The organism is Psychrobacillus sp. FSL K6-1267 (assembly GCF_038003265.1).
GTDB lineage: Bacteria > Bacillota > Bacilli > Bacillales_A > Planococcaceae > Psychrobacillus > Psychrobacillus faecigallinarum.
In genome coordinates, this window is record NZ_JBBOOR010000001.1 from 2524643 (window position 1) to 2537090 (window position 12448).

General features: G+C 37.3%; 11 protein-coding genes. All 11 read right to left on the minus strand.

The genetic code is table 11. From position 1 onward, the window contains the following. Positions 1-63: 63 nt before the first annotated feature. Positions 64-1233 (minus strand): anhydro-N-acetylmuramic acid kinase, encoded by a 1170-nt coding sequence (locus MHB55_RS12880; RefSeq protein WP_340863391.1) that lies wholly within the window; start codon positions 1231-1233, stop codon positions 64-66. 44 nt (positions 1234-1277) lie between these two features. Next, positions 1278-2225 carry a GNAT family N-acetyltransferase gene (locus MHB55_RS12885; protein WP_340863392.1) on the minus strand — a complete coding sequence of 316 codons (948 nt, stop codon included), beginning with the start codon at positions 2223-2225 and terminating at the stop codon, positions 1278-1280. 17 nt (positions 2226-2242) lie between these two features. Then, a complete protein-coding gene (locus tag MHB55_RS12890; protein WP_340863393.1) occupies positions 2243-3211 on the minus strand; it encodes an N-acetylglucosamine kinase in 969 nt (322 codons plus the stop codon). A 64-nt stretch (positions 3212-3275) separates the two neighbouring features. Continuing rightward, positions 3276-4142: a MurR/RpiR family transcriptional regulator gene (locus MHB55_RS12895; RefSeq protein WP_340863394.1), complete on the minus strand. Its 867-nt coding sequence runs from the start codon at positions 4140-4142 to the stop codon at positions 3276-3278. A gap of 75 nt (positions 4143-4217) precedes the next feature. Then, a complete protein-coding gene (locus tag MHB55_RS12900) occupies positions 4218-6041 on the minus strand; it encodes a metallophosphoesterase family protein (RefSeq protein WP_340863395.1) in 1824 nt (607 codons plus the stop codon). 14 nt (positions 6042-6055) lie between these two features. Next, entirely contained in the window at positions 6056-6976 is a 921-nt protein-coding gene (gene murQ, locus MHB55_RS12905) for an N-acetylmuramic acid 6-phosphate etherase (protein WP_340863396.1), read from the minus strand. A gap of 10 nt (positions 6977-6986) precedes the next feature. Continuing rightward, positions 6987-8135 (minus strand): exo-beta-N-acetylmuramidase NamZ family protein, encoded by a 1149-nt coding sequence (locus MHB55_RS12910; protein ID WP_340863397.1) that lies wholly within the window; start codon positions 8133-8135, stop codon positions 6987-6989. 16 nt (positions 8136-8151) lie between these two features. Continuing rightward, positions 8152-8769, minus strand: coding sequence for a YesL family protein (locus MHB55_RS12915; protein ID WP_144535640.1), 618 nt, complete (start codon positions 8767-8769; stop codon positions 8152-8154). Positions 8770-8824: 55 nt separating this feature from the next. Then, positions 8825-9715 (minus strand): carbohydrate ABC transporter permease, encoded by an 891-nt coding sequence (locus MHB55_RS12920; protein ID WP_144535639.1) that lies wholly within the window; start codon positions 9713-9715, stop codon positions 8825-8827. A gap of 12 nt (positions 9716-9727) precedes the next feature. Then, positions 9728-10687, minus strand: a complete 960-nt coding sequence (locus MHB55_RS12925) for an ABC transporter permease (RefSeq protein ID WP_186318042.1) — start codon at positions 10685-10687, stop codon at positions 9728-9730. A gap of 85 nt (positions 10688-10772) precedes the next feature. Beyond that, a complete protein-coding gene (locus MHB55_RS12930) occupies positions 10773-12374 on the minus strand; it encodes an extracellular solute-binding protein (protein WP_144535638.1) in 1602 nt (533 codons plus the stop codon). Between the last annotated feature and the right edge of the window lie 74 nt (positions 12375-12448).

Below are 12448 nucleotides of genomic sequence, written 5' to 3' on the forward strand. Positions count from 1 at the left end.
ATGTCAACTATAAACAAAGAAAAAATCATTTGCTAATTTCGTGAAAAAAGCTTCTTATCTTTTTCACCATGCAATTTTTCCCATCACAACCTCTTTTGTAGCACCAGTTGCAGATGGAAGATTGTTCGTTCTTTTTTTAAAGCATTGGTAACCCAACAAAGCAAAAATGACAGCTTCTTTAGCATCGGCAACCATTCCATACTCTTCAATTCCAACTACAGAGATATCCTTTGGAAGATATTCTTGAATACTATTAAATAGTGTTTGATTATTTCTTCCTCCACCGCTGATTAAAACTTCTTTTACATATGCAGTTTTTCCATGAGTTAAGATTTCTTTAGCTATAGTTTTTGCAGTTAACGCGGTGACAGTAGCTATTCTATCTACTTGATTAATATATAAACTCTCCGATTCCTGCCAAAGTTTCCTAGCAAAACCCACTCCGAACATCTCTCTCCCCGTACTTTTAGGGTAATTCTGTTCGAAATAAGGGTGATCAAGTAGCTTATTTAGCCATCTTTCATCCACCATACCCCTACGTGCAATATCTCCATCTCGGTCAAAGGATTCCCTACCTGCAGTTGCCCATGACACGAAAGCATCAATAATCATATTTCCAGGACCAGTATCATACGCGATAACATTTGCAGCTATAGCACCCTTAGATAAGACGGTTATATTAGATATGCCTCCTATATTAACGAGGACTCTTCCATAATTTTCCTTTGCATAAAGCATGTGGTCTGCGTATGGGACCAATGGAGCACCACTTCCACCTACAGCCATATCACGTGTTCTAAAATCCCCAACAGCAGTTATTCCCGTACGCTCGGCCAAGACTGCTATATCACCTATTTGTAAAGTAGATATTATATCCGTTCCTTCAATTTTAATAGGATCAGGTTGATGGAAAATCGTTTGGCCATGTGAACTTACAAGTAATATATCACTAGGCGTTAATCCTGCCTGTTGAATAACAGTTAAGGTAACTTCAGAAAAAACTTCTGCTAAATACATATTCATTGCACTAATGTTCTCTATCCTAGCCAGTTCAGGTATACAAAGCTCTCCAAGCTGTTCTTTTAGCTCTCTAGAGTATGGGACAGACAAATAATTCACTAAATCTATTTGTAAATAGTCCTGAGCATCCGATATTTTAACGAGTGCTGCATCTACTCCATCCAAGGATGTTCCTGACATAAGACCTACTACATAGCTTGTTTGTCCTTCCAATTGCCTCTCTCCCCATATGAGATTTATGTGCCCATCAAAACATATTAAAGCAGTTTTCGATATGAGGTATATCCTTTCCATACCTCATAATCTAACTTACGATAAAAATCGACAAGCCCAGTCCAATCTATGACAATATTTTTAATATTTCTGCTTCGTAGAAAAGCTATAGCAGCCTCAACAATCGCAATGCCATATCCACTGCCTCGTTCCGTAGAATCAATTCCTAATGGACCGATTCCTCCTAATTCTCGGTTAAATAGAGGAGCCCAATAAACGTTTTGTGCAATCAAAGGTGAAGAAGCATCATTTATTCTTGAAAAACCAATAATTTTGTTTTCTTTTTTGAGAACGACAAACTCTCGACCATTTCCTCCCCTTTGGAAATAATGAAGAGCCTCGTACTCCCATCTACCTGGGAAACAACGATGAAGAAATGCAAGGAAATGCTCTCTATCCTCAAAATTTAATAGAGAGAATTCTACGCTGTCGATGGAAGGCAACGCTTTTGTGTCGTCATCCTCATACCTACAAAGCATGTCGTACTCCTTTCCGAATGCTTGATATCCCCTCTCTTCAAACCAAGTCTCCTTACATTGGGAAGGTACACCAGGAAAATAATGCCACGGATCTTTACCTAACAATATCTCATGCATACCAGCTGAGTGTAGAGCTTCCTCTGCATGTCTCAAAAGAGCAGATCCGACCCCCTGGTCACGGTATTCATGATGAACAAGAATTACTTGTATCCATCCCGTTTTTTCTTTCATCGGGACTGACAATTCTTCCTGCCACCTTTTGCCTACAATAAATCCGATTACTCTATCCTGCTCATCGACAGCAATTCGCGAAGCCTCATGACAGACATTTTCATCATGAAAACTATTTTGTTCAAATAGCTCCTTACGCATAGGAAACTCACTACCTAGCTCTATATTCCATAAATTCACCAGTTCATCTAGCCTTTCCACATGCCACGCTATAAGTTTCATTATTTCACCTCTTCTACTTAGTTTGTTCTATTAAATGTTTCTAAAAAAAACTCATCGATGTCCACTTTTTCTTCTAAGAGAGCAGCGACCACAGCTCCACCAGCTGGCAATATTTTAGGGAAAATCATTTCCACCCTGACACCTTTTTCTTTAATGGTTTGCTCAATGGATTCCTTCAAAATGTCATATCTACTAAACAAGCCTCCTACTAAAACAACTGGAATGGCCTTGTCTCCTTGAGTGAATAATAGACTTACAAGTGTAGAAATTGCTATACCAAGCTCTGCTCCATTTTTTTGTATAATCTTTTTGGCTGTTATGTCATCTTGCTGTACTGCCTCCAGAACTAACATGGTTAACGAAGATATTAGCTTTTTAGGGTTTTCAGACTGATAAATATTTGGAATAATATCTGGTAATTCATCTTTGCCAAAATGCTTCATAAGGAGTTCGCACAATAGCGTTGGTTTAGTAATACCATCTCTCGCTTTAAATGCTTCCTCTAAAGCATCTCTACCAATTGCATAGCCGCTTCCCTGATCCCCAAATAGATGGCCCCAGCCTCCTACACGCGCTCTTTCGAATACTTGGTTAACACCATATGTAATTGCTCCTGTCCCTGCAATTTGTACTATTCCAGGTTTACCTATAGTTCCGGAGTACAATGCTGTAATAGCATCGTGATCTATATTAATATTTACTCCTGATGGAAAGAGGGAAAGGAGCATTTTTTTTAAGGCTTCTTGATTGGAGGTATTGCCAGCTCCGGCCATGCCAGCAAATACTCGTTTTACCTGTTTAAAATCATCTGGTGCAGTTGCTTTTAAATTTGTTACAAGCTTTACTAATTCTGCTTGGACAGCTTTCTTTCCTATGCTATTTATATTGGTTCCACCAACTGTTGCTTTTGCTACTACTTCCCCCTTATATGAAGCAATAATTCCGGTCGTCTTCGTTCCTCCACCATCAATTCCTATTACATACATTTTGTCTCCACCCCTTTTTGACAATAAACAAGCCAACTCCTAGGAGAGTTAGCTATGTAATAAATTATTTTTTGGAATCCTTCGACAGAAAATTGACCGCATCTCGTGTGGCATCAAGATACTTAACAGTTTCCTCGTATTGTAGAGATGCAACTCCCATAAATAGAATATCCACCACCTGAAGCTGTCCAATTCGAGAGGAAGTAGCGCCACTACGAAATGTTGACTCTCTTGTTGCTGACGTATAAAGCTTTATATCCGCAATCTTAGAAATAATCGAGTTTCCATATTTGGTTATACTAATAATAGAAATGCCTTTTTGTTTAGCTAGCTCCAATACTTTAGCTACTTCTGCTGTTTCTCCAGAAAATGAAACAGCTACTACAACGTCTCCTTCCTCCGCTGTTGCTACTAAGGTCATCGCCAAATGAATATCAGGAAAGGCATAAGCATTCTTGTTAATCCGCAAAAACTTTTGTTGGGCATCTTGCGCAATTATATTAGAGGCTCCTACTCCAACAAAATGCACTGTATTTGCAACTTTAAGAAGTTGAATAGCCTTTTCTAGTTCTTCTGTATTTAACATTTCCGCAGTTTCACGTATCGTTTTGATGCTATTATTTGTCATCTTGTCAATAATGGATAAAATAGGTTCATTGGGCTCAATATCTCTAAACCCGTGCTCTGTCGTCTTTTGCAAATCCCCTGCAATACGTAACTTTAGGTCTTGTAAACCTTTTAAGTCTAATGATTTACATAGCCTAATGACTGCTGCTCCACTTGTAGAGCTTCTTTTACCTAATTCGATTGCCGTTAAAGAAATTGCCTCTTGAGGATGATTTAATATGTACTTTGCAATTTTTCTTTCAGAGGGCGGCAATGTGTTCACCATTTCGTTTAGCATAACTAGTCCACCGTTGGCAGATGACATAATAATCAACTCATTTCTTTATAAAATATAGCTTTTTAGCTCAGGCACTACACCATCTCTCTTACTGTTGAAGGGTCAAGAATATGGTTTGTATTCATAACATAAACCTTCAGACCTATTATGAAGCAACCCATAACCGAGTGTATTTCCTTGTTTTTTACTTACATATCCTTTTGGCGCAGAATTTCCTGTAATAATAAAACGAACTCCTCCATACTCCCACTGATCAAGCGTATGTAAATGTCCAAACAAAACAACAATGTCACTTGAGGGCACTTGTCTCTTATATTCAATTAGAATTTCTTCTAATTTCTTTGTATCTTTCCTATCCATTTCATGGGCAGTTCCAAATCGATCCTTAGTTGGAACATGCGTAAGAATGACAATTCGCTTTTCATTGTTAGATGCTAAAACTTCCTTTAAATAAGTAAACTGGGTCGAATCAGATTGTGTAATACTTTGCTCTATCGCACTGTTTAATATAATAAATAGTACATTCCCATAATTGAAATGATAGGCTGGGGAACCCATGAAGTTCCGATATAGTTTTAAATTGCCTTGAAACGCCTCATGATTGCCTGCTAGAGTCAATATCGGCTTCTTTGCGTTAGCCAGCAGAAACTCTTTAAAAAGTATGTATTCCTCTTCTGTTCCTTGATCTACAAAGTCACCCATATGTATCACAAAGTCCGAGGAAGCTTCCATAGAATGTCCTAGCGCAGCCTTCCCGTATTCAAGTGAATGTGTATCGGGAATAATTGCTATTGAATAGCAGTCTTCAACCTTTGGTGAATTGAGAGTTTGGATAAAAAATTCTTGCTGAAAGAGGTCCATTTCATTCCCAGCTCGATCCATTGCATAAATTGAGAAATGATGGTTCCCATCTTCTAATCTAACGTTAGCAATTGCGTAACCCCAGCCAGTTTCTTCATCATATATAACTTGTTGCTGTCTATTGTTAATAGTGATGATAATTTCTTTTCCTTCAATCCCACTTTGATCATCTAACAGTCGAAAATTTATCCGGGGTGTGGCTGTGTACACCACGGCTGAATTGGTTGGCGTTACATTTGATAATATAGGTTTTTCAAGATCTTGACTTAAATCTACTATATAAGTTTTCTCTAGATGTGGAAGTGACCAATTACCTGCCAGATCCTTTGCATGAACACTTATAGTATAGTTCCCTTCAGGAAGATCTTGTAAATGATAAGAAATCTTGTTCTTTTGAATGGAATGAATAACTAATTCATTGTTTACCTTCATTATAATAGAATTCAGGTCTACTCCTGACATAAAATCACTCACTACGGCAGAAAAAACAAACGAATTTGAATAGACCTTTTCTTTTTCAGGTAATATGTCACTAAATACGGGTCCAGAAAGATCCTGATCATCCACATACACAAAAAGAATTTGATCTAAATAGAACTTTCCATTAATACTGGAGTCTTTTTGGTAAATCATATTTGTTTCTACCGCATATATTTGCTCCAACCTTAATGGAAGCTTCCAGTTTTGCTCTATCTCTGCGTCTAAGTACTTCCAACCTCTCCAGCTAATGTTACCGTCTGTTAGGTTTACTACTTTTCGCTCATTGTCCCCATCAATAATAGTTGCTCGGAGCCATGGTGTTTTCCCATCGCTATGTACCCACATAGCTATCTTTTTAGGTCTCTGCTCTGTCAATAATTCCTTCTTAAACTTAATATACATGGCTCCATTCCCTGTAACCCAGCCTCCGAAGTTAAAGTTAATTTGCAAACTATAATTACCATGTTTTACGTAATCCTTACTTAGAGATAAATCATAGGAGGAGACAAAAGAACGGTTAGTGTCATAGTCACTAAGTTTGGCACAGTCAAAATCATCCAAGATTAGCTTCTTTAGTTCCTTCATCATGCACCCTCCTCTTATGATTTCGTTCCGGCCAATTCAATTGCCTTTCGAACAAATCCATTTGCTTGTTCAATATAATCCTTAGCCGCTTCATAATCTACATTCGCTTTCATCATTACTATCGCAGGTTTTACTTCCTTATTTGTTAGTCCTAAATATTTCTCTGTCTCTTCATAAGACTGTTGAGTAATAGTTTGGATGATTCCCTTCGCTCGCTCTTCTAGCTTTTCATTACTAACTGAAACGTCCACCATTAAATTTTCATAAACCTTTCCTAGCTTGATCATTACTGTAGAGGAGATCATATTTAGGATTAACTTATGAGCAGTTGCTGCCTTCATTCTAGTAGAGCCAGTAATTACCTCTGGTCCTGTTTCTACTTCAATTTTTATAGCTGCATATTCACTTATAATGGAATTTTTGTTTGCAGTTAGACTGATGGTTTGTGCTCCAATCTGACTAGCATACTCTAATGCTCCTATCACATATGGTGTTCTGCCACTCGCTGCTATTCCCACTACTACATCACAACTAGCTAAGTTTCTTTCTATTAAATCTTCTTTACCCATTACCGGGCTATCCTCAGCGCCCTCTACAGCTTTTTCAAAAGCGTTCAATCCGCCAGCCATAATAGCTTGTACTAAATTTGGTGATGTTCCAAAGGTAGGAGGACATTCCACAGCATCTAATATTCCTAGCCTTCCACTGGTTCCTGCACCAACATAAAATAATCTTCCACCAGACTTCATGGATTCATATACAACATCTACTGCCTTTTCAATTTCCTCCAAGACTTCCTGAACACATTTAGCGACATTTAAATCCTCATCATTAATCAAGGTTAAAATGCCTTTGGTAGACATATTATCAATATTAGTCGACCTATCATTTCTCTGTTCTGTTGACAGCTTAGTTAAATTAGCCAAATCTTTCATTTTAATCATCCTAGTTATATAAGTCGTATATTTTCTTTTCCTTCTGAAATCCTTCGATAAGAGCTAGACAGTTCTCTATATATACCTCGGTGGTTCCTCCCCACACTCTGTCCCTCAGACTTTTAGTTCCAGCCAATAAATCGAAAAAGTACTTCTTTTGCTCATTTTTTATGAATGAGAAGTCAGTTGGGTACATTTCCGCTATTGTTTCTAAAAGCAATAGCCCAGTTTTCCAGGAATTCAATGTATTACGATTTACTACATGTAACTGTATACCACTACAGATTACATCCTTATACTTTTGATACGTCGGCTTAAAAGAAACTGGCCTTGCTATAACTCCTTCTATCCCTCTATCATTAAAAGCTTTTGAAAGACTATTACCGTCAACATAAGGAGCGCCAATCCATTCAAATGGTCTCGTAGTTCCACGGCCTTCAGATAAATTGGTACCTTCTATTAAACAAGTTCCAGCGTATAAAATATTCATATCAATGTTAGTTGTATTTGGAGATGGAGGGACCCAGAACAAAGGTGTATCATCGAAGTACATCGATCTCTTCCAGCCCTCCATTGGTACAACAGTTAATTCACAATCATAGCCAAATTTGTATTTAAACAGCTGTGCAAGTTCTCCAACTGTCATGCCATGTCTGTTCGGAATCGGTAATAGTCCAACAAAGGAACGGACATCTTCTTCTACTAAATTTCCTTCCAAACGCTCCCCAGAAATAGGATTTGGTCGATCCAAAACGACAAATTGTTTTCCTTGCTCTGCACAGGCTTCCATCACATAGGCCATTGTATAAATGTATGTATAGTACCTCGAACCAATATCCTGCAAGTCAAAAACTATTACATCGATAGATTCCAGCATTTCCATCGTTGGCTTTCTGGTTTTACCGTACAGACTGTATACAGGAAGATTAGTATATGGATCGAACGAAGACTGTACCTCTTCCCCCTCCTTGGCATCCCCACGTATACCGTGCTCTGGACCATATAAGGCTTTGAGAGAAATGCCCGGATGTTCATAAAACAAATCAATCGTAGGAGTAAGCTTTTGATTCACTCCTGTCATATTCGTAACAAGACCAATACTTTTTCCAGTAAAGCGTTTATATTCTCTGTCTAAAAAGACTTCTAATCCTAGCTTCATTTGTTTCCTCCACTATTTAGACATTTGAGGGCTCATATTTTGTAAAGGTTTTAGATGCACCCCACGTGAGGATAAAGGCAGTAACACTTCCTCCAAAGAAAAAAAGTAGTGCAGGGATGGTCATGAAAGCTACATAGTGAACAAAGCCCAATATAGCAATCATTGCAATTGTAAGTACGGGATGAATAACGCCTATTACGAATGCCCATTTAATATTTTGTAAAGCATTAACATTAAAATGAACAAAAATTGGAAAAGAATATAACAACACTATCAACAACACTATATAGAGCGCAATAACCCCATAGCTTGCAACAAAATAAACCATATTTTCCTGTGCTCTTAATATTTGGAGCTCAATATATAAGAGATAGCCTACTCCAGCAAGGAGGTAGCCAAGCAAATTTGCTTTAAAAAACTCCTTGCTATACGATTTCCAGAAGGTTTGAAATATTTTAATATCTGTATCTCCCGAAACCCATTTTCTCACAACTGCAAACATGCCAGCTGTAGCAGGCATCAGTCCAAAAAAGAACAAACCTACTAATGTGAAGACAAACCATAATATGTTAACGTAAGCTAATCTCATCGCCCACAAGGAAAACTGATAGTATCCATTTACAAAACCATTCATAGTAGTCTCTCTCCCTTCATGGATGGTTTGAAGTTACATAAGTTAAGACAATCTATTATTCTTTAATAGAACCGATTAATACACCTTGAACAAAGAATCTTTGTAAAAACGGATACACGATTAAAAGTGGTAACGAGGAAATAATAATAACGGCGTATTTTATTAATCCGCCTGTTCTCACTTGCTGGATGAGAGACTCAGTTTGCTCTCCTGAACCTTCCCCTAATTGGGCCTGATTCACTACTAAAATTTCCCGCAGTATGAGCTGAAGTGGATATTTGTCACGGTCTGACAAGTATATTAATGCATTAAAATATTGGTTCCATAAACCAACTGCATGGAATAATGCCATAACCGCAATAATCGGCATAGAAAGTGGTAATACTATCTTGATAAACATATAAAAATCTGAGGCACCGTCTATTTTTGCAGCCTCTACTAATTGGTCAGGTATACTGCTCTGAAAGAATGTTCTAGCAACTAGAATAGACCAAGCACCAACTACTCCCGGGATTACTAATGCCCACATTGTGTCTAGCATTCCTAATGTTTTAATCACTAAATAGGTCGGGATTAAGCCCCCGCTGAACATCATAGTGAATAGCACTAACCATAAAATATATTTGCTTCCCATTAATTCTTTTCGAGAAAGCGCGTATGCACATGGTAATAGTACAAACAAATGTAGGAGAGTCCCTACTGCTGTGTATAAAATTGTATTTCTATATCCTAGCCAAATAGAATCATTTTGTAATATTTTCCGATATCCTTCGAACGTGATATCTACCGGCCATAGCCACATTTTCCCTGAGCTAACCGCTAAGGGGTCGCTTATAGAAGCACTAATTACAAAAACAAGTGGATACACAATTAGGATTACAATAACTGCTAAGAAAATTTTGTTTAGCACATCAAAACCCTTGTCTGACAAACTAAATTTATTCATAGGAACCCCTCCTTACCATAAGCTATTATTACTAGTTTTTCTTGCAACATAATTGAAGGTAATTAGTAATGCGATATTGATTAAGGAGTCAAATAAACCAATAGCTGCAGCAAAGCTATATTGACCTTCTAATAACCCTGCTTGATATACATAGGTCTGTATGACATCTGATGTTGCAGAGTTTAAGCTATTCTGCAATAGTAAGACTTTTTCAAATCCTACTGACATAAAGCTACCAATATTTAAAATAAGCAATACAATGATTGTTGGGAAAATGCCTGGTAAGTTGATATGTAATATGCGTTGAAATTTAGATGCTCCGTCGACTTCCGCTGCCTCATGTAGCTCAGGGTTAATCCCCGCCAAGGCTGCTAAATAGATTATCGAGCTCCAACCTAAAGTTTGCCATACTCCTGACCAAACAAATATATGTCGAAACCACCCTGCATCATCTAAAAAACGAATTTGGTCTCCACCAAATAGTGTTATTATTTGATTCACTAAACCATTTACTGGGTCTAAGAATATAACGATCATTCCTACTACTACCACTACAGATATAAAGTGAGGAGCATATGTAAGTGTTTGAGCCCATTTTTTAAACGCTCCATTTTTTAGTTCATTTAACGAAAGAGCTAAAATAATTGGCAAAGGAAAAAGTAGCAATTGATATAAGCTAAGTAAAATAGTATTTTTGATTAATCTCCAAAAATAGTACGAATTAAAGAATCTTGTAAAGTGATCAAATCCAACCCATGGACTTCCCCAAATCCCTTGATTGGCCATAAAATTTTTAAAGGCTATTTGCAATCCATACATCGGAACATAATGAAAGATTAAAAAATATAAAAGGGCAGGAAGTAAGAAAACATAGAGTTGCCAGCTTTTCATAAAATTTCTTTTGAATTTAGCAAAACGGCTAACTTTTGGAATCACCACATGCTCCTGTAATTTTGTTTCATTTAATTGCATTTATTTACTCCCTTCTCTACTCCGTTGTTCTAGAATTGCCGAGGAAAAACATTCCTCGACAACTTTAGAAGGCTGCATATTCTTATTACTTTTTGTATCTTTCATATGCTTTTTGTTGAATCTCCATGAATTCCTTTAGTCCCATTTTTTCAATAGTTTTCACATAAGAATCCCACTCATCTAGAGAAGTTTCACCAGTAATGAATTTTGCCTGCATTTCCTGTACATATTTATTGATATCAGCTTTCAGGACATTTACTTGATCGTTTTCTTCAGCTGTGTAAGTAAAATTAGGCCAAACTTCATCAATTAGATATGGCTCAAGCTCTTTAGTAGCCTCGATATCTCCTGGTGCATTTTCAGAACCAGTGAAATAGTCATCTGTAATCATTACAGGGTGATTTCCACCTGGATTGATTAAATATTTTGCAAGCTCCTGTGTCATCGTTAAGCCATCTTTACTGTTTGTAATTTTTTCTAATAGCTTCGGTCCATCTGCAGTCTCTTCATAGGTCTCTCCTTCGATACCCATAAAGAACATCAATGCTCCTTCATCGCTATAGAAATGATCTAACCATCTAACCGTTTCAGCAGGATACTTGTTCTCACTCGTAATAGCAAAGTTCCCTAAGTCTCTTAGTGGCGACGTAACTCCTGTATATAGCTTTTCTCCATCTGGTCCAACCAATGCGTTACCTACCACGTAGTCCTTACCAATTTCCTCACCAAACAATTCTACAGGATTATAGAATTGAGTAGCTCCGTATAATTCCTCTGCTGCACCAGCCAAATATTTAGGTACGTCAATGGAATAGATGCCTTGATCAATCAAACCTTCTGAGTACAATTTATGCATATACTCTAACATTTCTTTATATTCTGGAGCAGTAGAGAAGAAACGTAGTTCACCAGCTGAGTCTGTATCTACCAATGTATGAAGTTGTCCTTTGTTTTGTATTCCGAACGCCCCTGAAATCCAATGTAGGATACGGGTCATAGAGACACTACTTAAAGGAATCTCATCGTTTTTACCATTTCCATTTAAATCTGTTTCTTTTACAGCTTTCAAATAAGCATATAGTTCATCTGTCGTTTCAGGATTTTTCATCCCTAATTGATCAAGCCAATCTTTTTTTATCCATGGTTTAGCTCCTATTAATAGAGAAGTAAACTCAGGAGAATAAATAGTAGGGAAGGAATAGATTTTACCGTCTGGGAAAGTAAGTCCTTTTTTAATTTCAGGATTGGCTTCCAAAACCTTGTTTAGGTTTGGTGCATACTCCTCGATTAAATCATTTAATGGAATAAACGTTCCTTGCTGACCGTATTTTTGTAAATCCCCTACGGGTATCGTCGCTGCATAAAAAACATCTGGCAATGTTCCACTTGCTAAGGCGAGATTACGCTTTTCTTCTAACCCATCAGCAGGGACTTGTTGCCATGTTATGTCCATATTTGTCATTTTTTCATATTCATTCAATATTAAAACGTCATTCCAATCATCAGCTGTAGTCGCTGACTTACCAGCAAAAATATCCAGTTTAATAGTTTCGTTGACTATTGGCATTCCTGTTTTGTTAAAATTTTTACTGTCTGGTTCAACTTTACCTTTCGTTTCATCATCCGAACAAGCTGCTAAGGCTAAAGCTGCGATTAGAGCTAACGATACTATTTTCTTACCTCTCATTTGTGATACCCCCTAGTTTTTTTGAAATAGTTTTGTTACTAAATGACCAACTATTTTGTAAACACTCTTCCCTC